23 protein-coding genes are annotated in these 23485 nt (G+C 72.3%); 9 read left to right on the top strand and 14 right to left on the bottom strand.

Annotated elements, in window-relative coordinates; translation table 11 throughout:
• Nucleotides 1–13: 13 nt before the first annotated feature.
• Both JE024_RS25725 and JE024_RS25720 read left to right on the top strand, forming a co-directional pair.
• Nucleotides 14–862: a deoxyribonuclease IV gene (locus tag JE024_RS25725; RefSeq protein ID WP_205375859.1), complete on the top strand. Its 849-nt coding sequence runs from the start codon at nucleotides 14–16 to the stop codon at nucleotides 860–862.
• A gap of 89 nt (nucleotides 863–951) precedes the next feature.
• Entirely contained in the window at nucleotides 952–1557 is a 606-nt protein-coding gene (locus tag JE024_RS25720; RefSeq protein WP_205375858.1) for a DUF4396 domain-containing protein, read from the top strand.
• Nucleotides 1558–1570: 13 nt separating this feature from the next.
• Here the strand turns inward: JE024_RS25720 and JE024_RS25715 are convergent, their stop codons facing one another.
• On the bottom strand, nucleotides 1571–2203 hold the full coding sequence (locus JE024_RS25715) for a sulfite oxidase-like oxidoreductase (protein ID WP_205375857.1): 633 nt from the start codon (nucleotides 2201–2203) through the stop codon (nucleotides 1571–1573).
• A gap of 153 nt (nucleotides 2204–2356) precedes the next feature.
• Here JE024_RS25715 and bfr point away from each other — a divergent pair, with 153 nt between their 5' ends.
• Entirely contained in the window at nucleotides 2357–2836 is a 480-nt protein-coding gene (gene bfr, locus JE024_RS25710; protein ID WP_018486665.1) for a bacterioferritin, read from the top strand.
• A gap of 97 nt (nucleotides 2837–2933) precedes the next feature.
• On the opposite strand, the gene JE024_RS25705 is transcribed toward bfr, so the two are convergent.
• Both JE024_RS25705 and JE024_RS25700 read right to left on the bottom strand, forming a co-directional pair.
• Nucleotides 2934–3200 carry a (2Fe-2S)-binding protein gene (locus JE024_RS25705; RefSeq protein ID WP_372449839.1) on the bottom strand — a complete coding sequence of 89 codons (267 nt, stop codon included), beginning with the start codon at nucleotides 3198–3200 and terminating at the stop codon, nucleotides 2934–2936.
• Nucleotides 3201–3362: 162 nt separating this feature from the next.
• Nucleotides 3363–4715 (bottom strand): class II 3-deoxy-7-phosphoheptulonate synthase, encoded by a 1353-nt coding sequence (locus JE024_RS25700; protein WP_205375855.1) that lies wholly within the window; start codon nucleotides 4713–4715, stop codon nucleotides 3363–3365.
• A 160-nt stretch (nucleotides 4716–4875) separates the two neighbouring features.
• Here JE024_RS25700 and JE024_RS25695 point away from each other — a divergent pair, with 160 nt between their 5' ends.
• From JE024_RS25695 to JE024_RS25690, 3 genes are all read left to right on the top strand, one after another.
• Nucleotides 4876–7665, top strand: a complete 2790-nt coding sequence (locus tag JE024_RS25695; protein ID WP_205375854.1) for an N-acetylmuramoyl-L-alanine amidase — start codon at nucleotides 4876–4878, stop codon at nucleotides 7663–7665.
• A gap of 67 nt (nucleotides 7666–7732) precedes the next feature.
• Nucleotides 7733–7834, top strand: coding sequence for a trp operon leader peptide (locus JE024_RS42660; RefSeq protein ID WP_507232746.1), 102 nt, complete (start codon nucleotides 7733–7735; stop codon nucleotides 7832–7834).
• 100 nt (nucleotides 7835–7934) lie between these two features.
• Entirely contained in the window at nucleotides 7935–9854 is a 1920-nt protein-coding gene (locus JE024_RS25690; RefSeq protein WP_205375853.1) for an anthranilate synthase family protein, read from the top strand.
• 40 nt (nucleotides 9855–9894) lie between these two features.
• On the opposite strand, the gene JE024_RS25685 is transcribed toward JE024_RS25690, so the two are convergent.
• From JE024_RS25685 to JE024_RS25665, 5 genes are all read right to left on the bottom strand, one after another.
• On the bottom strand, nucleotides 9895–10905 hold the full coding sequence (locus JE024_RS25685; protein ID WP_205375852.1) for a 2-hydroxyacid dehydrogenase: 1011 nt from the start codon (nucleotides 10903–10905) through the stop codon (nucleotides 9895–9897).
• A 124-nt stretch (nucleotides 10906–11029) separates the two neighbouring features.
• On the bottom strand, nucleotides 11030–12058 hold the full coding sequence (locus tag JE024_RS25680) for a 6-phosphofructokinase (RefSeq protein WP_205375851.1): 1029 nt from the start codon (nucleotides 12056–12058) through the stop codon (nucleotides 11030–11032).
• Nucleotides 12059–12200: 142 nt separating this feature from the next.
• Entirely contained in the window at nucleotides 12201–12875 is a 675-nt protein-coding gene (locus tag JE024_RS25675) for a response regulator (RefSeq protein ID WP_205375850.1), read from the bottom strand.
• Nucleotides 12872–14077: a MacS family sensor histidine kinase gene (macS, locus tag JE024_RS25670; protein WP_205375849.1), complete on the bottom strand. Its 1206-nt coding sequence runs from the start codon at nucleotides 14075–14077 to the stop codon at nucleotides 12872–12874. The genes JE024_RS25675 and macS overlap by 4 nt, the downstream gene beginning before the upstream one ends.
• Before the next feature lie 34 nt (nucleotides 14078–14111).
• Nucleotides 14112–14864 carry a lysophospholipid acyltransferase family protein gene (locus tag JE024_RS25665; RefSeq protein WP_205375848.1) on the bottom strand — a complete coding sequence of 251 codons (753 nt, stop codon included), beginning with the start codon at nucleotides 14862–14864 and terminating at the stop codon, nucleotides 14112–14114.
• Nucleotides 14865–15058: 194 nt separating this feature from the next.
• Here JE024_RS25665 and JE024_RS25660 point away from each other — a divergent pair, with 194 nt between their 5' ends.
• Complete coding sequence (locus JE024_RS25660; RefSeq protein WP_205375847.1) at nucleotides 15059–15865, top strand: alpha/beta hydrolase; 807 nt, start codon at nucleotides 15059–15061, stop codon at nucleotides 15863–15865.
• Nucleotides 15858–16424, top strand: coding sequence for a hypothetical protein (locus JE024_RS25655; RefSeq protein WP_205375846.1), 567 nt, complete (start codon nucleotides 15858–15860; stop codon nucleotides 16422–16424). The genes JE024_RS25660 and JE024_RS25655 overlap by 8 nt, the downstream gene beginning before the upstream one ends.
• An 82-nt stretch (nucleotides 16425–16506) precedes the next feature.
• Here the strand turns inward: JE024_RS25655 and JE024_RS25650 are convergent, their stop codons facing one another.
• The 6 genes from JE024_RS25650 to JE024_RS25625 all read right to left on the bottom strand — a co-directional run bounded on the left by JE024_RS25650 (nucleotide 16507) and on the right by JE024_RS25625 (nucleotide 21371).
• A complete protein-coding gene (locus JE024_RS25650; protein WP_205376727.1) occupies nucleotides 16507–17268 on the bottom strand; it encodes an endonuclease/exonuclease/phosphatase family protein in 762 nt (253 codons plus the stop codon).
• A 73-nt stretch (nucleotides 17269–17341) separates the two neighbouring features.
• Complete coding sequence (locus JE024_RS25645; protein WP_205375845.1) at nucleotides 17342–18283, bottom strand: ROK family glucokinase; 942 nt, start codon at nucleotides 18281–18283, stop codon at nucleotides 17342–17344.
• Nucleotides 18284–18348: 65 nt separating this feature from the next.
• Entirely contained in the window at nucleotides 18349–18789 is a 441-nt protein-coding gene (locus tag JE024_RS25640) for a DUF5304 domain-containing protein (RefSeq protein WP_205375844.1), read from the bottom strand.
• 65 nt (nucleotides 18790–18854) lie between these two features.
• Nucleotides 18855–20039 carry an ArsA family ATPase gene (locus JE024_RS25635; protein WP_205375843.1) on the bottom strand — a complete coding sequence of 395 codons (1185 nt, stop codon included), beginning with the start codon at nucleotides 20037–20039 and terminating at the stop codon, nucleotides 18855–18857.
• Nucleotides 20039–20488, bottom strand: a complete 450-nt coding sequence (locus tag JE024_RS25630; RefSeq protein ID WP_205375842.1) for an SRPBCC family protein — start codon at nucleotides 20486–20488, stop codon at nucleotides 20039–20041. Before JE024_RS25630 ends, JE024_RS25635 begins: the two co-directional genes overlap by 1 nt.
• A gap of 127 nt (nucleotides 20489–20615) precedes the next feature.
• Nucleotides 20616–21371, bottom strand: a complete 756-nt coding sequence (locus JE024_RS25625; RefSeq protein ID WP_205376726.1) for a metallophosphoesterase family protein — start codon at nucleotides 21369–21371, stop codon at nucleotides 20616–20618.
• 299 nt (nucleotides 21372–21670) lie between these two features.
• Between JE024_RS25625 and JE024_RS25620 the strand changes: the two genes are divergently transcribed.
• Nucleotides 21671–23467, top strand: coding sequence for an AMP-dependent synthetase/ligase (locus JE024_RS25620; RefSeq protein WP_205375841.1), 1797 nt, complete (start codon nucleotides 21671–21673; stop codon nucleotides 23465–23467).
• Nucleotides 23468–23485: the final 18 nt, after the last annotated feature.

The following is a 23485-nucleotide window of genomic DNA, read 5'->3' as shown; positions in this document are numbered from 1 at the left end:
GCCCTGGTCACTCATGCGCAACCCCGTCGGCGGCCACGTCCCCGTGGCCGGCGGCCTCGCCACGACCGGTCTCGCCTACGCGCGGGAGCTGGCGGCCGAGGCGGTCCAGGTGTTCGTCGCCAATCCCCGGGGGTGGGCGCTGCCCGCGGGGCGTCCCGCCGAGGACGAGAAGTTCCTGGCCGGGTGCGCCGAGGAGGGGCTGTCCGCCTGGGTGCACGCGCCGTACCTGATCAACTTCGGCTCGCACACCGAGGCCACGGTGGAGCAGTCGGTGCTGTCGCTGCGGCACTCGCTGCGCCGGGCCCGGCGGATAGGCGCCCTCGGCGTGGTGGTGCACACCGGCTCGGCGACCGGGGGCCGCACCCGGGAGGTGGCGCTCGCGCAGGTGCGGGAGCGGATGCTGCCGCTGCTGGACGAGCTGACCCACGACGACGACCCCTTCCTGCTGCTGGAGTCCACGGCCGGCCAGGGGTCGTCGCTCTGCGCGCTGGCCGAGGACTTCGGCCCGTACTTCGCGGCGCTGGACTCCCACCCGAAGCTCGGCGTCTGCCTGGACACCTGTCACATCCACGCGGCGGGCCACGACCTCGCGGCGCCGGACGGGGTGGCGCGCACCCTGGACGAGCTGGTGGCCACGGTCGGGGAGGGACGGCTGAAGCTGATCCACGCCAACGACTCCAAGGACGTGGCGGGTGCGCACAAGGACCGTCACGCGAACGTGGGGGCGGGGACGATCGGCGAGCGGCCGTTCGCCGCGCTGCTGGCCCATCCGGCGACGGCGGGGGTGCCGCTGATCATCGAGACGCCCGGCGGGAAGGAGGGGCACGCCGCGGACGTGGCGCGGCTGAAGGCGCTGCGCTGACCCGCGTGTCCCCGCTTGAGGGAATACCCCAGGGGGGTATACGGTTCCTGTGTTCGACAGGAACCGTCATCCGACGTGGGGGCAGAGCCATGCAGCAGCACGGAGAGCACGAACCGGACCGGTCGCACCACCACACCGGCCACCGCACCGGCCACGGCACCGGTCACGACGAGACCGGCGGCCGGGCCCGGCACGAGGGGCACGGAGCCCACGGGGACCACACCGGCCACGGAGACCACGGCCACCACACCGCTCACGCCACCACCGGCTGGGGCACCGCGGTCCGGGCCACCCTGCACTGCCTCACCGGCTGCGCCATCGGCGAGGTGCTCGGCATGATCATCGGCACGGCGCTGGGCTGGGGCAACGCCCCCACGATGGTCCTCGCGATCGTGCTGGCCTTCTTCTTCGGCTACTCGCTCACCCTGTGGGCGGTCACCCGCGCCGGGCTGGGCCTCAGGGCCGCCGTCGGCGTCGCGCTGGCCGCCGACACCCTCTCGATCACCGTGATGGAGATCGTCGACAACGGTGTCCTGCTGCTGGTCCCCGGCGCCATGGACGCCCATCTGTCCGACGCGCTGTTCTGGGGCGCGCTGGCCTTCGCCTTCTTCGTCGCCTTCCTGATCACCACCCCGGTGAACAAGTGGCTGATCGGCCGCGGCAAGGGGCACGCGGTGGTCCACCGGTACCACTGAGCCGCCCGGGGCCTCAGAGCTCCGGGCCGTCCCCCGGTTCCTCCTGGTAGGAGTAGCGCTGCTCCTTCCAGGGGTCGCCGACGTTGTGGTAGCCGCGCTCCTCCCAGAATCCGCGCCGGTCGGCGGTCATGTACTCGATGCCGCGGACCCACTTGGGGCCCTTCCACGCGTAGAGCTGCGGGACCACGAGCCGCAGCGGGAACCCGTGCTCGGCGGTGAGCAGTTCACCGTCCTTGTGGGTGGCGAAGATGGTGCGCTCGGAGACGAAGTCGTCCAGCCGCAGGTTCGCGCTGAAGCCGTACTCGGCCCACACCATGACGTGCGAGACGGCCGGCGCCGGCGGGGCGAGGGCGACCACCGTCCGGGCGGCCACACCGCCCCATTCGGCCCCCAGCATGCTGAACTTCGTGACGCAGTGCAGATCGGCGACGACGGTGGCGAACGGGAGGGCGGAGAACTCCTCGTGGTTCCAGCAGTGCTTGTCGCCGTCGGCGGTGGCCCCGAAGACCCTGAACTCCCAGCGGTCCGGCTTGAACTTGGGTACGGGGCCGTAGTGGGTGACCGGCCAGCCGCGCTGCAGCCGCTGCCCCGGCGGAAGCTCGGACCCCTGTGGTGCTCGGTATTCCCGGCTCTCCGGCTGACCCATGTCATCCATGGTGACAGACCGCGAGGGGTGGTCATGACCAGGTTCGGACCCATTCGGGCAACTCCTACTAAGGAGGCACTTACTGGACGGTCACCGGCCGCGATGCAAGGATGCGGGACCTGCCCAGTCATACGTGCGGAAGGAGCCTCTGCGATGCAGGGCGACCCCGAGGTCATCGAGTTCCTCAACGAGCAGCTGACCGCCGAATTGACCGCGATCAACCAGTACTTCCTGCACGCGAAGATGCAGGAGAACTTCGGCTGGACCAAGCTCGCCAAGTACACCCGGGCCGAGTCCTTCGACGAGATGAAGCACGCCGAGGTCCTCACCGACCGGATCCTCTTCCTCGACGGCCTGCCCAACTACCAGCGCCTGTTCCACGTCCGCGTCGGCCAGACCGTCACGGAGATGTTCCAGGCCGACCGGCAGGTGGAGGTCGAGGCGATCGACCGCCTCAAGCGGGGCATCGAGGTCATGCGGGCCAAGGGGGACATCACCTCGGCCAACATCTTCGAGTCGATCCTGGAGGACGAGGAGCACCACATCGACTACCTCGACACCCAGCTCGAACTCGTCGAGAAGCTCGGGGAACCGCTCTACATCGCCCAGCTCATCGAGCAGCCGGAGAGCTGACGGCGGTCTTCCCGGCGGCGGCGTTTGCCGTGACGTCCTTCGGGGCGGCGGCACCCGCACGGCACCGGCCCGGCGCGCCTCGGCGCACGGAGCGGTCTCAGGCCGCTTCGTCGAGTGCGGCGGCGGCCGGCAGCGGGGGCGCCAGGGGATCGGCGGCCAGTACGCCGGCGGCCTCGCCCTGGTCCAGCAGCTCACGGCGGGGGCAGGCGCCCCGGCCGAGCAGGCCCTGGATGCGGCGTACGCACGATCCGCAGTCGGTGCCCGCCTTGGAGACCGACGCGATCTGGCGGGGCGTGCAGGCCCCGGCCGCCGCGTGTTCCTTGACCTGCTTCTCCGTGATGCCGAAGCACGAGCAGACGTACACGCGGTTCACCTCCCGGGGCGGCGCCGGATCGAAGGGTCAGCCCCTCCCTGTTTCGGTGAGGCTAACCTAACCTTACCCGCCGCGCCGAGCGCGCAAAAGCCCGGAGTACGACGATGGGGCGCGGATCACAGCGATCCGCGCCCCGTCGTCGTGGTGTCGTCGTTACTGGTCGCGGTACATCTCGGCGACCAGGAAGGCGAGGTCCAGCGACTGGCTCCGGTTGAGCCGGGGGTCGCAGGCCGTCTCGTAGCGCTGGTGCAGATCGTCGACGAAGATCTCGTCGCCGCCGCCCACGCACTCGGTGACGTCGTCACCGGTCAGCTCGACGTGGATGCCGCCCGGGTGGGTGCCGAGGCCCTTGTGGACCTCGAAGAAGCCCTTGACCTCGTCGAGCACGTCGTCGAAGCGGCGGGTCTTGTGCCCGGAGGCCGCCTCGAAGGTGTTGCCGTGCATCGGGTCGGTCACCCAGGCCACGGTCGCACCGGAGGCGGTGACCTTCTCCACCAGCTCGGGGAGCTTGTCGCGGACCTTGTCGGCGCCCATCCGCACGATGAACGTCAGCCGGCCGGGCTCGCGCTCCGGGTCCAGCTTGTCGACGTAGCCCAGGGCCTCGTCGACCGTCGTCGTCGGGCCGAGCTTGATGCCGATCGGGTTGCGGATCCGGGAGGCGAACTCGATGTGCGCCCCGTCCATCTGGCGGGTGCGCTCGCCGATCCAGACCATGTGGCCCGAGACGTCGTACAGGTGGCCCGTGCGGGAGTCGACCCGGGTGAGGGCCGACTCGTAGTCCAGCAGCAGCGCCTCGTGGGAGGCGAAGAACTCGACCGTGCGGAACTCCGCCGGGTCGGTGCCGCACGCCTTCATGAAGTTCAGCGCGTTGTCGATCTCGCGGGCGAGCTGCTCGTAGCGCTGGCCCGAGGGGGACGACTTCACGAAGTCCTGGTTCCAGGCGTGCACCTGGCGCAGGTCGGCGTAACCGCCGGTGGTGAAGGCGCGCACCAGGTTGAGCGTCGAGGCGGAGGCGTTGTACATCCGCTTCAGGCGCTCCGGGTCCGGGATGCGCGCGGCCTCGGTGAAGTCGAAGCCGTTGACGGAGTCGCCGCGGTAGGTCGGCAGCGTGACGCCGTCGCGGGTCTCGGTCGGCTTGGAGCGGGGCTTGGAGTACTGACCGGCGATCCGGCCGACCTTGACCACCGGCACCGAGGCGGCGTACGTGAGCACGGCACCCATCTGGAGCAGGGTCTTCAGCTTGTTGCGGATGTGGTCGGCGGACACCGCATCGAAGGCCTCGGCGCAGTCGCCGCCCTGGAGAAGGAACGCCTCGCCCTTGGCGACGGCTCCCATCCGGGCGCGCAGCTGGTCGCACTCGCCCGCGAAGACGAGCGGCGGATACGACTCGAGGTCCGCGATCACATCGCGCAGAGCCTCGGCATCGGGGTACTCGGGCTGCTGCGCCGCGGGCAGGTGTCGCCAGGTGTTGCCACCGGTAGCGGTGGTCTTAGCGTTCACGGTCACGCTGTCAACATTACGGGGTCGCGGGAAGTGTCCGGCCCACTGACCAGTCACTGAGACGGCCGTCCGGAATGTCCCCCGAGGTCATTCGCTCGAACGAGTGGTGTTACCCTGCGGCGCGCTGTCGAAACCGAACACAACACAACACAGACCAGGGGTGGGCGTGAGTCAGGGTCACCGCAGAGATCGCAAGAAGAAACGACTCTTTTACGGTGCGGCGGCCGCTGTCGTCGCCACCGCGACCATCGGCACCGTCGCGGTGGCCTCGCCCGGCCTCGTCGGGATCGGCGACGACAAGGGACCGGCCCGCGCCGAGACGCTCCAGTCGCAGTTCGCCGACGCGGCCCGCGAGTTCGGCGTGCCCCAGAGCGTGCTGATGGCGGTCTCCTACCGGCAGACCCGCTGGGAGTCGCACGACGGCGAGCCCAGCGTCACGGGCGCGTACAACGTCATGGGGCTCACCAACGTCGAGCCCGGGGACGTCGAGCAGCACGACGCCAAGGAGCGCCTGGCGCACCTGAACGCGAGCGGCAACCCCGAGATCGAGAAGACCTTCGACCGCGAGGCGGCCCTGAAGGCGCTGCCCGACGAGACGGTCGACACCGACGACCCCCGGCTGCACACCCTGGACGAGGCCGCGAAGCTGATCGACGGCTCCGAGGAGTCCGTGAAGACGGACGCCGGGGAGAGCATCCGCGCCGGCGCCGCCCTGCTCGCGGAGTACCAGAAGCAGGCCACCGGCGATCTGCCCGACGACGCGGACCAGTGGTACGCGGCCGTGGCCCGGTACAGCCAGTCGCCCGACAAGAAGGGCGCCGACCTCTTCGCGAAGCGCGTCTTCGACTCGATCCGCACCGGCGAGAAGCGGCTCACCGCCGACGGCGAGCAGCTCACCCTGCCCGCCGACCCCTCGGTGAACCCGGTCAAGCCGTCGAAGGTGCCGCTGGCGACGACCGCGAGCACCACGGCCGTGCCGACGCCCGAGTGCCCGGCCGGACTGAACTGCAACTACGTCCCCGCCGAGGTCCCGAGCACCGGGCAGCGCAACTACACCCTGGCGAACCGTTCCGCCGCGGCCGGCGGCTTCGACGTCCGCCGGATCGTGGTGCACGACACCGAGGGCAGCTACGCGGGCACCATCAGCGCCTTCCAGAGCGCCACGGCCCGGGGCAGCGCGCACTACCTGATCCGCGCCTCCGACGGCCTGGTCACGCAGATGGTCGAGAACAAGAACATCGCCTGGCACGCGGGCAACTGGACCGCGAACATGCACGACATCGGCATCGAGCACGAGGGCTACGCCATCAAGGCGGGCAGCTGGTACACCGAGCCGCAGTACGAGTCCTCGGCCGCGCTGGTGAAGTTCCTGGCGGCCAAGTACGGGGTGCCGCTGGACCGCGAGCACATCGTCGGCCACGACGAGGTCCCCGGGCAGCTCGACGACAAGGTCGCCGGGATGCACTGGGACGCCGGCCCCTACTGGGACTGGAACCACTACATGTCGCTGCTCGGCGCGCCCACCGGCGCCGGCGGCGCGGGCGGTCCGCTCAAGGCGGGCCAGCTCGTCCGCGTGGTGCCGCCGTTCACCACGGCGAACCAGCCCACGCTGACCTACGGCGGCGCGTCCAAGCCGGTCGCCGCGCGCCCGTCGAACTTCCTGTACCTCTACTCCTCGGCGTCCACCTCGTCGGCGACGATCACCGACCCGTACTTCCCGTCCTACCTCTGGTCCGAGGGACCGAACTGGGGCAACAAGGTCGTCGCGGGCGGCACCTACGTCGTCGCCGAGGCCAAGAACGACTGGACGGCGATCTGGTACGGCGGGAAGAAGGCGTGGTTCCGCAACCCGGGCGGCCAGTACACCGCTCCGGTCACCGGAGGGACCCTGGTCAAGCCCGTGGCCGGGGCGAAGATCTACGGCCGCACCTTCCCGGAGGCGTCGGCCTACACCGGCACCGGCCAGTCCGCGCCGACGGACAACCCGGCGCACCTGTCCAAGTACACGGTCGCGAGCGGCCAGGCGTACGCCAAGGCCGGCGACGCGGTCGTGGGCGACGACTTCTTCGGCTCCGCGCAGGTGCGGGTGGTCGGCAAGACGGACACCTACGTCCCGATCCGCTACAACCACCGGCTCGCCTGGGTGAAGTCCACCGACCTGACCGAGGCCGCGCCCGCAGCCCCGGACAACGGCACCACCCGCTTCAACGCGCTCGCCCGCGACGCCTCCGGTTCGCTGTACCAGTACCAGGGCACCGGCAGCGCGACGACGCCGTTCTACTCCCGCTACCGGATCGGCGGCGGCTGGCAGGGCTTCACCGCGATCACCGACTTCGGTCCGCTGCGCGCCGACGGCACCGGCGACCTGGTGGCGCGGGACGCCTCGGGCAACCTCTGGTACTACCAGGGCAGCGGCAACAGGAACCAGCCGTTCAAGGCGCGGGTCGCGGTCGGTCCCGGCTGGAACATGTTCAACATGATCGTCGGGTCGCAGGACCTCGACGGCGACTCTCTCGCCGACATGCTCGGCCGTGAGCCGTCCGGGGCGCTCTGGTACTACAAGGGCACCGGCAACCCGGCCGCCCCCTTCGCCCGCCGGGTGAAGATCGGCGACGGCTGGCAGACCTACAACATGCTCCTCGCCCTCGGCGACCTCGACAAGGACGGCAAGACCGACGCCGTCGGCCGCGACACCGCCGGCTACCTGTGGTTCTACAAGGGCACCGGCAACGCGACCGCGCCGTACGCCAAGCGCGTCCGGGTCGGCGGCGGCTGGAACATGTTCAACGCGCTGGTGGCCACCGGCGACCTGAACAAGGACGGCTTCCCCGACATGATCGGCCGTGAGCCGTCCGGGGCGCTCTGGTTCTACAAGGGCACCGGCAACCCGGCCGCCCCCTTCGCCGCCCGGTCCTCGGTCGGCGGCGGCTGGCAGATCTACAACAACCTGATCTGACCGGAGGCGGCCCCGCCGCCCGCCCGCAGCACTCCGCCCGCGCCTGCGGGGCCGTCCCTCCCACGGGATGCGCCCCGCGGACGCGGGCGGATGCGTTAGGGTCGGCGTCATGTTCGCGCAGCAGATCCAGAACTGGTGGTGGCCCGCTCTTCGGCGGCCCACCTCCTGATCGCGCGCAGCACCGGATCACGAAGGCCGCCCGAGGGGCGGCCTTCTCCCTTTTCTCCGGGGACCGCGGCCGTTCCTCCCACCCGGAAGGAACACCCCGCATGACCATCGGCAGACTGCTCGACGACGACTGCCCCCCGTTCGCCCTGCTGCACCGCAGGACGCCGGGGCGCGACCACGACACCGTCGAGGTGCTGATCGGCGCCGTCCACGAGGTGGGCCGCCTGGCCGACATCCCGGTCGGCGACACACCCGCGCTGGCGCTCGTCCCGTTCCGTCAGATCGCCGAGCGCGGCTTCCGGGTGACCGACGACGGCACGCCGCTGGCCGTGCTGGTGGCCGAGGAGACCCGTGAACTCCCCCTCGCCGAGGCGCTGGAGGCGCTCCCCCGCCACGAGGTGCGCGTCGAGGGCGGCGCGTTCGACACCGGCGACGAGGAGTACGCCCGTGTCGTGCGGCGGGTGATCGAGGAGGAGATCGGCCGGGGCGAGGGCGCCAACTTCGTCATCCGGCGGACCTTCACCGGGAGCATCCCCGGCTTCGGGCGGGCGGACGCGCTGGCCCTGTTCCGGCGGCTGCTGGCCGGCGAGCGGGGCGCGTACTGGACGTTCGTGGTGCACACCGGCGAGCGCACGCTGGTCGGGGCGAGCCCCGAGGTCCATGTGCGGATGTCCGGCGGGACGGTCGTGATGAACCCGATCAGCGGCACCTTCCGCTACCCGGAAGGCGGCCCCGACGCCGAGTCGCTGCTGGCCTTCCTGGACGACCGCAAGGAGCGCGAGGAGCTCTCCATGGTGGTCGACGAGGAGCTGAAGATGATGTGCACGGTCGGCGACATGGGCGGGGTGGTCGTCGGGCCGCGGCTGAAGGAGATGGCCCATCTCGCGCACACCGAGTACGAGTTGCGCGGCCGGTCCTCGCTGGACGTGCGGGAGGTGCTGAAGGAGACGATGTTCGCGGCCACGGTGACCGGCTCTCCCCTGGAGAACGCCTGCCGGGTCATCGAACGCCACGAGCCGGTCGGCCCGGACGGGGTGGCCCGCGGCTACTACGCGGGGGCGCTGGCCCTGATCGGGCGGGACGCGACGGGCGCGCAGACGCTGGACTCCCCCATCCTGATCCGGACCGCCGACATCGGCGCGGACGGCGCGCTGCGGGTGCCGGTGGGCGCGACCCTGGTGCGGCACTCCGATCCGCTGGGCGAGGTGGCCGAGACCCACGCCAAGGCCGCGGCGGTGCTCGCCGCGCTGGGCGTGCGGCCGGGGCGGCCCGCGGGCGACGGGGAGCCGCCCCGGCTGGCGGACGACCCGCGGGTGCGCGCGGCGCTGGACGCCCGCAGGTCCCAGCTCGCGCCGTTCTGGCTGCGGATGCAGCAGCGGTCGGCCGATCTCGAAGGGCACTGCCTGGTGGTGGACGCCGAGGACACCTTCACGGCGATGCTGGCGCATCTGCTGCGCTCGACCGGGCTGGAGGTGACCGTGGCGCGCTTCGACGCGCCGGGACTGCGGGAGGCGGCGCTCGCCCACCGGGGACCGGTCGTCCTGGGGCCCGGTCCGGGCGACCCGTCGGACGTCACCGACCCCCGGATGGCGTTCCTGCGGGGGCTCACCCGCGATCTGCTGACGGGCCACCGGCCCGGGGCCCTGCCGCCCGTCCCGGGCACCGCGGCCCGCCCCTCCCTGCTCGGCGTCTGCCTGGGGCACGAGCTGCTGGCGGCGGAGCTGGGGCTGGACATCATCCGCAAGGACGCCCCCCACCAGGGCGCGCAGGAGCGGATCGACTTCTTCGGGCGGCCCGAGACGGTCGGGTTCTACAACAGCTTCACCGCGCGCTGCGACGAGCGGACGGCGGCGGAGCTGGCGATGCACCGGATCGAGCTGAGCCGCGACCCGGTGAGCGGCGATGTGCACGCGCTGCGCGGCGAGGGCTTCGCGGGGGTGCAGTTCCACCCCGAGTCGGTGCTGACGATGAACGGCGCCGCGCTCACGGCGACGCTGCTGGCCGGTGTCCTGGTGGGCTGACCGGCCGGCCCGGCCGGCCCGGCCGGGCGCGGTGCCCCGCTCAGGCCGGGGGCGCGGGCGCGGCGGGGACCAGCACGTTCTCGCTGCGCCTGCCGGCCGCCCAGTCGTCGATGTTGGCGACGGTGGTGTCCACGATCTGGGTGACCGCGTCCGTCGTGTAGTACGCCTGGTGGGAGGTGACCACCACGTTGGGGAAGGTGACCAGCCGGGCGAGGGTGTCGTCGTCGACGGCCTCCAGCGACTTGTCGAGGAAGAACAGCCCGGCCTCCGCCTCGTAGACGTCGAGCCCGACGCCGGTGAAGCGGCCCTTGCGCAGCTCGGTGACGAGGGCCTCGCTGTCGATCAGGCCGCCGCGGCTGGAGTTCACCAGGATGGCGTCGTCCTTCATCAGGCGGAGCGCGTCGGCGCCGATCAGGTGCTGGGTGGCGGGCAGCAGCGGCACATGGAGGCTGATCACGTCGGAGGCGGCGAACAGGTCCTCCTTGGGCACATAGGTCATGCCCAGTTCGGCGCAGGCGGGGTTGGGGGCGATGTCCCAGCCCAGCAGGCGCATGCCGAAGCCGTGGGCGATCCGGGCGAACGCCTCGCCGATCTTGCCGGTGCCGACCACGCCGACGGTGCGGCCGCGCAGGTCGCGTCCCATCAGCCCGTCGAGGCGGAAGTCGAAGTCCCGGGTCCGGTTGGACGCGCGGACGATCCGCCGGTTGACCGCCATCGCCAGCGTCCAGGCGAACTCGGCCACGGAGTACGGGGAGTAGTACGACACCCGGGCCACGGTCAGTCCGAGGCGTTCGGCGACGTCGAGGTCGATGTTGTTGAAGCCGGTGGAGCGCTGGGCGATCATCGCCGTGCCGCCGACGGCCAGGGTCTGGAGGACCCCGGCGTCCAGGCGGGCGTTCACGCTGGTGGAGATCGCCTCGTAGCCCGCCGCCATGGCCGCGGTGTCCGCGTCGAGGAAGACACCGACGCAGCGCACCTCGTGGTGTCCGTCGAACGCCGCCTCGATCAGCGGCTTCTCGTCGGCCTGGACCCCGAAGGCAAGGACTTCCACGGTTTCTCCCCTGGTGCGTACTGCGGGTGACGCGTACCGCGAGCCGTACGGCGCGAATGCGGGCGGACCGGACATCGCGAATATACGGCCCGCGGCGCGGGAAGGGCGCACGGCCCGGCGCGGTTCAGCCGAAGAAGACGCCGGCCTCCTCGTACAGGGCGGGGTCCACGGTCTTCAGCCGCGCGGTGGCCTCGGCGATCGGGACGCGGACGATGTCGGTGCCGCGCAGCGCGACCATCATGCCGAAGTCGCCGTCGCGCACGGCGTCGACGGCGTGCAGCCCGAAGCGGGTGGCCAGCCAGCGGTCGAAGGCGCTCGGGGTGCCGCCGCGCTGCACATGGCCGAGAACCGTCGTCCGGGCCTCCTTGCCGGTCCGCCGCTCGATCTCCCTGGCGAGCCACTCGCCGACGCCGGAGAGCCGCACATGGCCGAAGGAGTCGAGCGAGCCGTCCTTGAGGACCGCGTCGCCGTCCTGCGGCATCGCGCCCTCGGCCACCACGACGATCGGCGCGTAGCTCGCCCGGAAGCGGGAGGACACCCAGGCGCACACCTGCTCGACGTCGAAGCGCTGTTCGGGGATCAGGATGACGTTGGCGCCGCCCGCGAGACCGGAGTGCAGGGCGATCCAGCCCGCGTGACGGCCCATCACCTCGACGACCAGGACGCGCATGTGCGACTCGGCGGTGGTGTGGAGCCGGTCGATCGCCTCGGTGGCGATGCCGACGGCGGTGTCGAAGCCGAAGGTGTAGTCGGTGGCGGAGAGGTCGTTGTCGATGGTCTTCGGCACCCCGACGCACTTGATGCCGTATTCCTCGTACAGCTTGGCCGCGACGCCCAGGGTGTCCTCGCCGCCGATGGTGACCAGGGCGTCGATCTCGTCCTTGGCGAGGTTGTCCTTGATGCGGCGGATGCCGTCGGGCTGCCCCAGGGGGTTGGTGCGCGAGGAGCCGAGGATCGTGCCGCCGCGGGGCAGGATGCCCCGGACGGCGGGGATGTCGAGCGGGATCAGATCGCCTTCGAGGGGTCCGCGCCAGCCGTCGCGGTAGCCCACGAACTCGTACGCGTACTCCTGGACGCCCTTGCGGACGAGACCGCGGATGACAGCGTTGAGACCGGGGCAGTCGCCGCCCCCGGTCAGTACTCCGACGCGCATGGAAGCTTCCCTTCGCCGGGTGAGCCCGATAACCGTCACGCTCATGGTGAGCCAGGTCACTCGGATATGCGGCGAATGGCGAATTCCCGGGCGCGTGGCCGGCGGGGCGCCCGCGCCCCCGTCCGGCCCCGGGCCGTGCCCGTCAGACGTCGTCCAGGCCGGCCTCGATGGCGTACCGCACCAGCTCGACGCGGTTGTGGAGCTGGAGCTTGCCGAGCGTGTTCTGCACGTGGTTCTGCACGGTGCGGTGCGAGATCACCAGCCGTTCGGCGATCTGCTTGTACGACAGCCCCTTGGCGACCAGGCGCAGCACCTCGGTCTCCCGGTCGGTGAGCTGCGGGGCCTTCGGCTGGTCGGCCCCGGGGGCGGGGCCGGGCTCGGAGGCCAGCCGGCGGTACTCGCCGAGGACGAGGCCGGCGAGCCCCGGGGTGAAGACCGCGTCGCCGACCGCGGTGCGCCGGACCGCGTCCGTCAGCTCCTCGGTGCTGGCCGACTTCAGCAGATAGCCGGTCGCGCCCGACTTCACCGCCTCCAGCACGTCCGCGTGCTCCCCGCTGGCCGAGAGCACCAGGACCCGCAGCCCCGGCAGCGCGGCGACCAGCTCCTTGCAGACCCGCACGCCCGGCAGCTCGGGCAGGTTGAGGTCGAGGACCAGCACATCGGGGACGACCGCCTTGGCCCGGCGGACCGCCTGGGCGCCGTCGCCCGCCGTGGCCACCACCTCCATGCCGGCCGCCGCCAGGTCGCGGGCCACCGCGTCCCGCCACATCGGGTGGTCGTCGACGACCATCACCTTGATCGTCTGCGTCTCGCTCATCTCTCCGCCTTCCCCCGTGGAACCTTCAACTCGACCTCGGTGCCCTGGCCGGGTACCGAGATCAGCTCGGCCGTGCCGCCCAGGTCACGCAGTCTGCCGCGGATGGACTGGGCCACCCCCAGCCGCCCCTCGCCCTCGGCCTGGGCGAGCCTGCCCGCCGCGATGCCCGGCCCGTCGTCGCGGACGGTGACGATCACCTCGCCCGGCCACTCCTCGACCAGGATCCACGCCTGGGCGTCCGGTCCCGCGTGCCGGCGCACGTTGTCCAGCGCGGCCGCGGCCGCCGCCGCCAGTTCCCGGGCGACCGGGCGCTCCAGCAGCACCGGGGCGCCCGGCTCGGACAGGGTCACCCGGGCGCCGGCGTGCGGCGTCAGCAGGGTGCGCAGGTCGACCGGGCCCGGATCGTCGTCGTCCGGCACCTCCACGGTGCGCACGACGGCCCCCAGCGACTCGTCGTCGCTCAGCCGGGACGGGGGCACCAGCCCGCCGGCGACCAGGCTGCGCAGCGCGACCTCCTGCTCGCCCGCCATCCGGCCCAGCTCGGCGGCCTCGCCGCCGAGCGCCGTGCCGCGCCGCTGCACCATGGCCAGCACCTGGAGGACGCTGTCGTGGATGTCCCGGGCGAGCCGCTCGCGCTCCCGGGTCGCCGCCTCGATCTCCAGCGCCCGGGCGAGGGTGCGCTCGGACGCCCGGGCGACCTCGACGACGTAGCCGATGGCGATGGAGGCGACCCAGACGAGCAGCACGTTGTGCAGGGTGTCCCGGCTCGGCTCGCCGCGTTCGACGATGTTGGCGACGGCGACCAGCGACGAGGCGATGCCGGCCCACCGCCAGCCGCCCTTGAGCGCGAAGGCGAGCACGGCGCCCGCCGTCCAGATCGACGGCAGGGTGGGGCCGTCCACGCTCTGCGCCTGTTCGTCGGCGAGGGGTGTCAGCAGGATGCCGGTGAGCGCCACGGTGAGGTCGGCGATCAGGAACGGGCGGGTGCAGCGGGCCGCGTTCTTCACCCGGGGCAGCGTGGCCAGGGTCCAGACGACCATCACGGCGAGGAAGCCGACCGCGACCTGGGGCCGTTCGAACTTCTCCCGGGAGAAGACGAAGAGCAGCACCGCGTACACCATGGTCAGCAGGCGGTAGCCGACGAGCGCGCGCCACAGCGGCAGCTCCACCGACATCCGCACGACGCGTTCGCGTCCGGTCATCTCCCCCACCCCCAGGTCCCCGCGACGGGTCCCGCTACGCGGCCGGCCGCTGCGACTTCTGCGCCTTCTCGGCCTCGGCCCGGGCCGCCTTCTCCGCCTTCTCCGCCTCGGCGATGGCCCGCTTGGCGGCCGTGGCGTAGATGTCGACGTACTCCTGGCCGGAGAGCTTCATGATCTCGTACATGACCTCGTCGGTCACCGAGCGCAGGATGAAGCGGTCGCCCTCCATGCCGTGGTAACGGCTGAAGTCGAGCGGCGCGCCGATCCGGATGCCCGGGCGCATCAGCTTGGGGACGACCTTGCCGGGCGGCTGGATCTTCTCCGTGTCGATCATGGCGACGGGGATGACCGGCGCCCCGGTGGCGAGCGCCACCCGGGCGAGGCCGCCGGGCTTGCCGCGGTAGAGCCGCCCGTCGGGCGAGCGGGTGCCCTCCGGGTAGATGCCGAAGAGGCCGCCCGACTCGACGACCTCGATGCCCGCCTTGATCGCCGCCTCGCCGGCGCCCCGGGCACCCGAGCGGTCGACCGGGAGCTGCCCGACGCCCTTGAAGAAGGCGGCGGTCAGCCTGCCCTTGACCCCGGGCGAGGTGAAGTACTCGGCCTTGGCGATGAAGGTGACCTTGCGGTCGAGCACCGCGGGCAGGAAGAAGGAGTCCGAGAAGGACAGGTGGTTGCTCGCGAGGATCGCGGGGCCCTCGGCCGGAATGTTCTCCAGGCCCTCCACCCAGGGCCTGAAGGCGAGCTTCAGCGATCCCCCGATGGAGAACTTCATGGCGCCGTAGATCAACTCGAAATCCTCCTGTGTGTTCTCGAACAGACTTTATCCCGTACGGGCGGCCGATCCCCCTTTCCGGTCACGGCCCGGGCCGTGACGGCCCTGGTCGGTGTCCGCCCGGTCGCGTACCGTGAAGTACACCCTTCGGGCCTTCGGCCCAGCGCGTCCCCCGTACGCTCCGCACACCTCACGAACAGGAGACCCCGGTGCCGGTCCTTCCCGGAGCCGAGCCGTACCGCCACGACGGCGGCGAGGTCGGCGTCCTTCTCTGTCACGGATTCACCGGTTCACCGCAGTCGCTGCGTCCCTGGGCCGAGTACCTGGCGGAGCGCGGCCTGTCGGTGTCGCTGCCGCTGCTGCCGGGGCACGGCACCCGCTGGCAGGACATGCAGGTGACCGGCTGGCAGGACTGGTACGCGGAGGTGGACCGCGAGCTGGGCGCCCTGCGCGAGCGCTGCCGGGTGGTCTTCGTCTTCGGCCTCTCCATGGGCGGCGCGCTGACCCTGCGGCTGGCGGCGCGGCACGGGGACGCCGTACGCGGCGTCGTCGTCGTCAACCCGGCGAACAAGGTGCACGGCGCGATGGCCTCGCTGCTGCCGGCCGTCCGCCACCTCGTGCCCTCCACCAAGGGGCTGACCAGCGACATCGCCAGGCAGGGCGTCGAGGAGGTCGGCTACGACCGGGTGCCGCTGCACGCGGCCCACTCGGTGCGCCGGTTCTTCCGGCTGGTCGACGGCGAGCTCCCCCAGGTGACCCAGCCGATGCTGCTGCTGCACAGCCCCGAGGACCATGTGGTGCCCCCCGCGGACTCCGCGCGGATCCTGCGCCGGGTGTCCTCCACGGATGTCACCGAGGTCCTCCTGGAACACAGCTACCACGTCGCGACGTTGGACAACGATGCGGAGCGGATCTTCGAGGAGAGTTACGCGTTCATCGGCCGGCTCGCTCCGGAGGCCGGGACCGCCGGGTCCCGCGCAGCCGAGGCACGGGGAGGGAGTACGACCGGTGGCTGAACAGCACGACGCGGACCGAGAGCCGCAGCCGATCGACGAGGAGGCCGCCTGGGCCGCCATCGTCGCGGGATACGGAGAGGAACCGGCCGACCCGCCGGGGGCGAAGCCGTTCAAGTCGGTGGAGGACCTCGCACTGCTGGAGACCGAGACGAACGACGCGCCCGACGCGTCCCGGGACACGGCGGCGGACAAGGAACCGGAGGAGAAGCCCGCGCTGGGCAGTTCGATCACCTTCGCGCCGGGCGTCGCGGGCCCCCGCGACTACCAGGTCGCCCAGGCCCGGGAGGAGGACCTCGACGAGTCGGACGAGGGCCACTTCGTGCCGCCCGAGCCGCCTCCCCTGCCGGAGGCCGACGTCACGGCGAAGTTCGCCTGGCTGGCGGTGATCGGCGGCCCGGTGCTGATGCTGCTGGCGGTGCTGCTGCGCTGGGACATGACGTGGTGGCTGACCACGGTCTGCGTCGGCGGCTTCCTGGGCGGCTTCGCCACCCTCGTCGCCCGGATGTCGCCCGACGACGACGAGGACATGGACGACCCGGGGCGCGGCGCGGTCGTGTAGCGCGGCGCCGCCCTCCGAGGGGCGGGCCGGGGACGAGGTCCCCGGCCCGCCCCTCGCGTGTCCCCGGCACCGCCGCGGGGTGTCAGGAGGCCGGGACGCGCAGGGCCGCGAGGACCGGCAGGTGGTCGGAGGCGGCGCGCAGGTCCTCGGGGGTGACCCCCGGCAGGCCCCGGGGGACGCCGCAGCCCAGGACCTCCACCCCCTCGGTCGCGAACACGGCGTCGATCCGCTGGTGGGGGTCGGCCGGCGTGGAGGTGTGCTCCGCACCCCACGGGTTCACCGTCCAGCAGTCCTGGAGCTCCCCGGCGAGCATCCGGAAGCTGCGGCCGTCGGGGCGTTCGTTGATGTCCCCGGCGACGACCGCGTGCGGCACGTCCAGGGCCGCGAGGTGGTCCAGCAGCATCCGCGCCTGGTCGAAGCGCTCGGCGGAGGTCAGGCTCAGATGGCAGCTCACCACGCCGAGCCGCGCCCCGCCGAAGCGGACCACCGCCGTGGCGAGCCCCCGCCGGTGCTGCCGCGGGGTGAGCGGCAGCAGGATGTCCTCGGTGTGCTCCACCGTCGCCCGCAGCGAGCAGAGCAGCAGCGGGCCCGCGGCGGTCGCCCCGCCGGAGAGCATCACCAGGTCGGCGGCGGCGGCGAGGCGGGCGGCGTGCTTGCGCCAGCGGAAGAAGCGCGGGGCCTCCTGCACGAGGACGAGGTCGGGCGCGCAGGCGCGGATGACCCGGACGAGGGCCTCCTCGTCGTCGCGCAGCGACCGGATGTTGTAGCCCAGTACCCGGATGACGGCCGAACCGTCCTCCTCCGTACGGGAGTTGGGCAGCGCGGGCAGCTCGTTCACGCTCATGGCCATGCGGATCAAGATACGACGGTGCCCGCCGCGATCCGGTGAGGACGCGGCGGGCACACGGCGGTGGGACTCAGCCCTGGCGGGCCAGGTCGGCGGCGCCCACAAGACCGGCCTTGCCGCCGAGTTGGGCGGCGAGCACCTGGGCGTGGGGCCGCCAGTGGCCGCCGATCAGCCAGCGGCGGAAGGACTTGCGGATCGGGTCGAGGACGAGGTCGCCCTCGTCGGAGACCCCGCCGCCGACGATGAACGCCGACGGGTCGAACAGCGACGCCAGGTCGGCCAGCCCCGCGCCGGCCCAGCGGGCCAGCTCCCGGAAGGAGTCGACGGCCACCGGGCAGCCCTGCCGGGCGGCCTCGCTGATGTGCTTGCCCTGGATCCCGTCGACGGTGCCGTCGCCGAGCCCGAGCAGTACGGCGGCGTTCTCCGGGGTGGCGTTGGCCCGCTGCTTGGCGTACCGGACCAGGGCCCGGCCGGAGGCGTACTGCTCCCAGCAGCCCTGGCTGCCGCAGCCGCACAGCAGGCCGTCGGGCACCACCCGGATGTGGCCGAACTCGGCGGCCACGCCGAAGCGTCCGCGGCGCAGCTTGTTGCCGATGATGATGCCGCCGCCGAGACCGGTGCCGATGGTGATGCAGATGACGTCGTCGTGTCCCTGCCCGGCACCGAACCGGTACTCGCCCCAGGCCGCCGCGTTCGCGTCGTTCTCGACCACGACGGGGAGGCCGACGCGCTGCTCGACCTTGTCCTTGAGCGGCTCGTGCCGCCAGTCGATGTTGGGCGCGAACAGGACGGTGGCGCGCTTGTCGTCGACGTATCCGGCCGCGCCGATGCCGACGGCCTCGATCTCGTGCCCCCCGCCGGCACCGGCGACGGCCGAGCAGATCGCGTCGACGATGCCCTCGGGAGTCGACGGCGTGGGCACGGTGTGCGTCTCGAGAATGGTGCCCTCTTCGTCGACCACGCCCGCCGCGATCTTCGTGCCGCCGATGTCGACGCCGATGGTGAGTCCCATGTGTCCCTCAGTATTCGGTCGAGCCCCGCTAGGGGCAACGGTACCCGAGGGCGGGGCCCCGAAGGTCAGTCGAGGTCGATGTGCTCGCTCGGGCCGGGCCCTTCGTCGCGCGGGTCGTCGCGCTTCTCGGCGGGCCCGCTCTGCTTGGTCCAGCGGCTCTCCTGCGACTGCACCGCGGAACGGTAGGCGGCCAGCAGCTCGCCGCCGGCCGCCGCGAGGTGGTCGAAGACCTGCGGGTTCCGCTCGATCACGGGCTCGACCGCGGCCTTGGCCTGGCTGACGAACTGGTGCACGGCGCTCTGCGCCGCCCTGCCCGGCAGCGACGACTGGAAGGCGCTCACCTTGTCGGCGACGGCGCCCAGCAGCTTGCGGAGTTCCTCGGCCGCGGAGTCGGGCGACTGCCCGGACTCGGCCCTGCGGCGGGCCTGCTCGGCGCGGAAGTCCTCCTCGCACGCCGTGGCCCACGCGTCGTCGTCGACGTCGGGACGCTCGGTGGCATCGCTCATGGCGTACTCCTGCGGCAGGCTGAGGGTTGCTTGTCTTCGACGGTACCCGAACGGCCCCGCCGTCCTCAGCGTGTCCGCGGCCAGAGACCGGGGTCCGGCGTGAACCGTACGCCCAGCGTCCCGTCGGCGAGACCCGCGCCGGCCACCGTGCAGCGGCGCAGCACGGGCGGCAGCGGCAGGATCCTGCGGAACGGACCGGCGGTGACGAGGAGTTCGTCCCCACGGCGTACCAGGGACAGCTCCTCCTTGACGGCGCCGGGCAGCGGCAGGTGCCAGACGAGGGTGCCGCCGTCGCCGTGCACCGGCTCGGGGAGGCCCTCGCGGGCACCGGCGGCGGTGGGCGGGGCGAGGACGGGGAGGGCGGCCAGCCGGGCGAGGTCGGCGAGGCCGCGCGGGTCGCGTCCCAGGTGCGGCAGGGAGCCGACGGCGGCCGCCGGGGGCCAGAGCCCGTCCCACTCCTTGAGGCACTGGGCCTGCTGGGCGGCGAGGGAGGCCACCCAGGGGTCCGCGGAGTCACCGGGCACCAGACGGTTGGCGACCACGGCGTGCACGGCGTGGCCGAAGAGACCGAGGCCCGGGCGCACGGCGCGCAGCCGCTCCGCGGCGGCGGGGCCCGGTTCGGCGACGACGGTGAGCCGGGTGCCCGGGTCCTCGACGGCGGCCTGGACGTCCGCGAGCGCGCTGTCCCAGCGTGCGGCCGTCTCGTACAGCCACTGCGCGGGCATGGGGACGCCGGCGAGCTGGGCGAGCACGGGCCGCAGCGCGCGGGCGGCCTGCCGCTCGGGCGGCAGCAGCCGGCGCAGATAGCGGCGGAGCCGCTCGGGCAGGGCGAGCAGGGCCACGGCCTCGTCGAGCGGGGGCAGGTCGGCGACGACGACGTCCCAGTCGCCCCGGGAGGCGGTCGCCAGCGCGCGCAGCAGCGCGAACTCGCCGCTGCCGGGCAGCTCGGTCAGCTCCTCGTCCTCGAAGGGGGTGGCGCCGAGCAGGTCCAGGGCGGCCGAGACGCGGTCCTGGAGGTCGAGGAACTCGGCGCGGAAGTCGCCGGCGGCGTCGACGCGGGCCGCCCACAGGCCGTCCGCGACCCGGTCGGGCCGCTCGGGCGGCCCGCCGACGGGGACGCCGAGCACGGCGTCGGCCCCCGCGGAGAGCAGCAGGGTGCGGTGGCCCGACGAGGCGGCGGCGAGCGCCGTGGCCGCCGCGACGGTCGTGCGGCCCGCGCCGCCGAGGCCGGTGACGAGGACCCGGAACATCAGGCGGCTGCGCCGCTCTCGACGCGCTTCTTCAGACCGGCGAGGGCGCGGTCGATGATGACCTTCTCCGCCTTGCGCTTGATCATGCCGAGCATCGGGATCTTGACGTCGACGGTGAGCCGGTAGGTCACCTCGGTGCGGTCGCCGCCGCCGACGGGCGCGAGGCTGTAGGAGCCGTCGATGGCCCGGAGCATCTGGGACTTCACCAGCGTCCAGCTCACCTCGTTGTCGCCGTGCCAGGTGTAGGCGAGGGTGTGGTCGTCCTTGATCGCTCCGGCGTCGAGGACGAGCCGGACCTGCTCGGCGCGGCCCTGGGCGTCGGTGGCGAGCACCTCGGCCTCCTTCACCTCGCCGGTCCACTCGGGGTAGCGCGCGAAGTCGGAGATCACGCCCATGACGTCGGCCGGCGCCGCATCGATGGTGATGCTCGAGCTGGTGTGTTCCGCCATCGCTGCGGCTCCTCAACAGTGCGGTGATGTCCGGGGTCGGGTGGTGGTGTGCAGGCTACCGCGCCCTCGTGACCCGCTGTCGCGGTGCCCTCACCACCCCGCCGATCGCCCGGCCGCCGCCGTGCCGTCACCAGCTCAGGGTCCACGGCTTCCCCGTGGAGGCGAAGTGCCCCACGTTGACGCACTCGGTGGCGCCGATCCGCATGCGCCGCGCCAGGGGCTGGTGGACGTGCCCGAAGAGGGCGTACCGGGGCCTGGTCCGCCGGATCGCGTCGAGCAGGGCGCGGCTGCCGCGCTCGAAGCGGCGGGCCACCGTGTCGTAGGTGAGGTCGGGCACCTCCGGCGGGATGTGCGAGCAGAGCACGTCGACCTCGCCGAGCGCCTCGACCTTGGCCGCGTACTCCTCGTCGGAGATCTCGTACGGGGTGCGCATGGGGGTGCGCAGGCCGCCGCCGACGAATCCGAAGACCCGGCCGCCGATCTCCACCCGTTCGCCGTCGAGGACGGTGGTGCCGGGCAGGGCGAACTCGGGCCACAGGGTCGGGATGTCGACATTGCCGTAGGTCGCGTACGTCGGGGCGGGGAAGGCGGCGAACAGCTCGGCGTACTGCCGCCGTACCGCGGAGACGACGGCCGTCTCCCGGTCGATGCCGAGCCCGGCCCACAGGCCGCGGGCCAGCTCGCGGGCCTCGTCGAAGCGGCGGGCGGTGCGCAGCTCCACGATCAGGTCGGCGTTGGCGGTGCCGAACAGCTCGGGGAAGATGCCGCGGGAGTGGTCGGCGTAGTCGAGGAAGAGCACGAGGTCGCCGAGGCAGATCAGGGCGTCCGCGCCGTCGCCCGCGGTGGCGAGATCCTTCGCATTGCCGTGCACATCGCTGACCACGTTCACTCGCATACCTGCCATGGCGAGCACCCTACGACCCGTCCACACGCCCTGGACAGAGGGCTCTACCTGCGGTTACTCGCCCGACATCTGAGGATGGAATACTTTCCCCGACGTCCAGCCGCAGCCGTGTGACGCAGGGAACATTGGCCGGGACCCCCTACCGGGAACCGTCTACTGATGGGTAACGTCCGGGAAGTCCAGTCGTGCTCATCCCCACCGAGCACCTGCCCGACGTGGACCGCAGCCGGTGCATCACACAGAGCCGTGGCGCCGGAGCCCGATGAGGAGCAGCAGTCTTGCGCGAGTTCAGCCTTCCGGCCCTGTACGAGGTCCCGACGGACGGCAACCTGACGGATCTCATCCGCCGCAATGCCGCTCAGCATCCAGACGTGGCCGTCATGAGCCGCAAGGTCGCCGGAGCGTGGACCGACGTCACCGCCGTGCGGTTCCTCGCCGAGGTGCGGGCCGCCGCCAAGGGGCTCATCGCCGCCGGCATCCGCCCCGGCGACCGGGTCGCCCTGATGTCGCGCACCCGCTACGAGTGGGTGCAGCTCGACTTCGCGATCTGGAGCGCGGGCGCGGTCACCGTCCCCGTCTACGAGACCAGCTCCGCCGAGCAGGTCCAGTGGATCCTCGGCAACTCCGGCGCCGTCGCCGTCGTCGTCGAGAGCGAGGCGCACGCCGCCGCCGTGGAGTCGGTCCGCGGCACCCTGCCGGAGCTGCGCCACGTCTGGCAGCTCGACGCCGGCGCGGTCGCGGAGCTGGAGGCCTCGGGCGCCTCGGTCACCGACGAGGTCGTCGACGAGCGCAGCTCCTCCGCCAAGGCGGACGACCCGGCCACCATCGTCTACACCTCCGGCACCACCGGCCGCCCCAAGGGCTGTGTGCTCACCCACCGGGCGTTCTTCGCCGAGTGCGGCAACGTGGTGGAGCGCCTGAAGCCGCTGTTCCGCACCGGCGAGTGCTCGGTCCTGCTGTTCCTGCCCACCGCGCACGTCTTCGGCCGCCTGGTCGAGGTCGCCTCGGTGATGGCGCCCATCAAGCTGGGCTGCGTACCGGACATCAAGAACCTCACCGACGAGCTGGCGTCCTTCCGGCCGACGCTCATCCTCGGCGTGCCGCGCGTCTTCGAGAAGGTCTACAACTCGGCCCGCGCCAAGGCCCAGGCCGACGGCAAGGGCAAGATCTTCGACAAGGCCGCGCACACCGCGATCGCCTACAGCCAGGCCCTGGCGACGCCGTCCGGCCCCTCCCTCGGCCTGCGGCTGAAGCACAAGCTCTTCGACAAGCTGGTCTTCGGCAAGCTCCGCGCGGTCCTCGGCGGACGCGGCGAGTACGCCATCTCCGGCGGCGCCCCGCTCGGCGAGCGGCTCGGCCACTTCTTCCGCGGCATCGGCTTCACCGTGCTGGAGGGCTACGGGCTCACCGAGTCCTGCGCGGCCACCGCGTTCAACCCGTGGGACCGCCAGAAGATCGGCACGGTCGGCCAGCCGCTGCCCGGCTCGGTCGTGCGCATCGCCGACGACGGCGAGGTCCTGCTGCACGGCGAGCACATCTTCTCCGGCTACTGGGACAACGAGGCCGCCACCGCGGAGGCGCTCGCCGACGGCTGGTTCCACACCGGCGACATCGGCACCCTCGACGAGGACGGCTACCTCGCCATCACCGGCCGCAAGAAGGAGATCCTGGTGACCGCCGGCGGCAAGAACGTCGCCCCCGCGGTCATCGAGGACCGCATCCGGGCGCACGCGCTCGTCGCCGAGTGCATGGTCGTCGGCGACGGCCGCCCGTTCGTGGGCGCGCTGGTCACCGTCGACGAGGACTTCCTCGTCCGCTGGGCCGCCGACCACGGCAAGCCCGCCGGCTCCACGGCGGCCGCCCTGCGCGAGGACCCGCAGCTCCTCGCCGAGATCCAGCGGGCCGTCGACGACGGCAACGCGGCGGTCTCCAAGGCGGAGTCCGTCCGCAAGTTCCGCATCCTCGCGACGCAGTTCACGGAGGAGGCGGGGCACATCACGCCGTCGCTGAAGCTGAAGCGGAACGTGGTGGCGAAGGACTTCGCGGACGAGATCGAGTCCCTGTACCGCGGCTGACGCGCCCCCAGCCCCGCC

The sequence above is a fragment of the Streptomyces zhihengii genome, from assembly GCF_016919245.1.
GTDB lineage: Bacteria > Actinomycetota > Actinomycetes > Streptomycetales > Streptomycetaceae > Streptomyces > Streptomyces zhihengii.
This window is presented reverse-complemented; position numbering and strand designations above follow the sequence as displayed.

Excerpts from the sequence above, each read along its gene's own strand:
- JE024_RS25725 (WP_205375859.1), top strand. The coding sequence starts at position 14 with ATGCGCAACCCCGTCGGCGGCCACGTCCCCGTGGCCGGCGGCCTCGCC.
- JE024_RS25720 (WP_205375858.1), top strand. The coding sequence starts at position 952 with ATGCAGCAGCACGGAGAGCACGAACCGGACCGGTCGCACCACCACACC.
- JE024_RS25715 (WP_205375857.1), bottom strand. The coding sequence starts at position 2,203 with ATGGGTCAGCCGGAGAGCCGGGAATACCGAGCACCACAGGGGTCCGAG.
- bfr (WP_018486665.1), top strand. The coding sequence starts at position 2,357 with ATGCAGGGCGACCCCGAGGTCATCGAGTTCCTCAACGAGCAGCTGACC.
- JE024_RS42660 (WP_507232746.1), top strand. The coding sequence starts at position 7,733 with ATGCGCCCCGCGGACGCGGGCGGATGCGTTAGGGTCGGCGTCATGTTC.
- JE024_RS25690 (WP_205375853.1), top strand. The coding sequence starts at position 7,935 with ATGACCATCGGCAGACTGCTCGACGACGACTGCCCCCCGTTCGCCCTG.
- JE024_RS25680 (WP_205375851.1), bottom strand. The coding sequence starts at position 12,058 with ATGCGCGTCGGAGTACTGACCGGGGGCGGCGACTGCCCCGGTCTCAAC.
- JE024_RS25675 (WP_205375850.1), bottom strand. The coding sequence starts at position 12,875 with ATGAGCGAGACGCAGACGATCAAGGTGATGGTCGTCGACGACCACCCG.
- macS (WP_205375849.1), bottom strand. The coding sequence starts at position 14,077 with ATGACCGGACGCGAACGCGTCGTGCGGATGTCGGTGGAGCTGCCGCTG.
- JE024_RS25650 (WP_205376727.1), bottom strand. The coding sequence starts at position 17,268 with ATGAGCGTGAACGAGCTGCCCGCGCTGCCCAACTCCCGTACGGAGGAG.
- JE024_RS25645 (WP_205375845.1), bottom strand. The coding sequence starts at position 18,283 with ATGGGACTCACCATCGGCGTCGACATCGGCGGCACGAAGATCGCGGCG.
- JE024_RS25640 (WP_205375844.1), bottom strand. The coding sequence starts at position 18,789 with ATGAGCGATGCCACCGAGCGTCCCGACGTCGACGACGACGCGTGGGCC.
- JE024_RS25635 (WP_205375843.1), bottom strand. The coding sequence starts at position 20,039 with ATGTTCCGGGTCCTCGTCACCGGCCTCGGCGGCGCGGGCCGCACGACC.
- JE024_RS25630 (WP_205375842.1), bottom strand. The coding sequence starts at position 20,488 with ATGGCGGAACACACCAGCTCGAGCATCACCATCGATGCGGCGCCGGCC.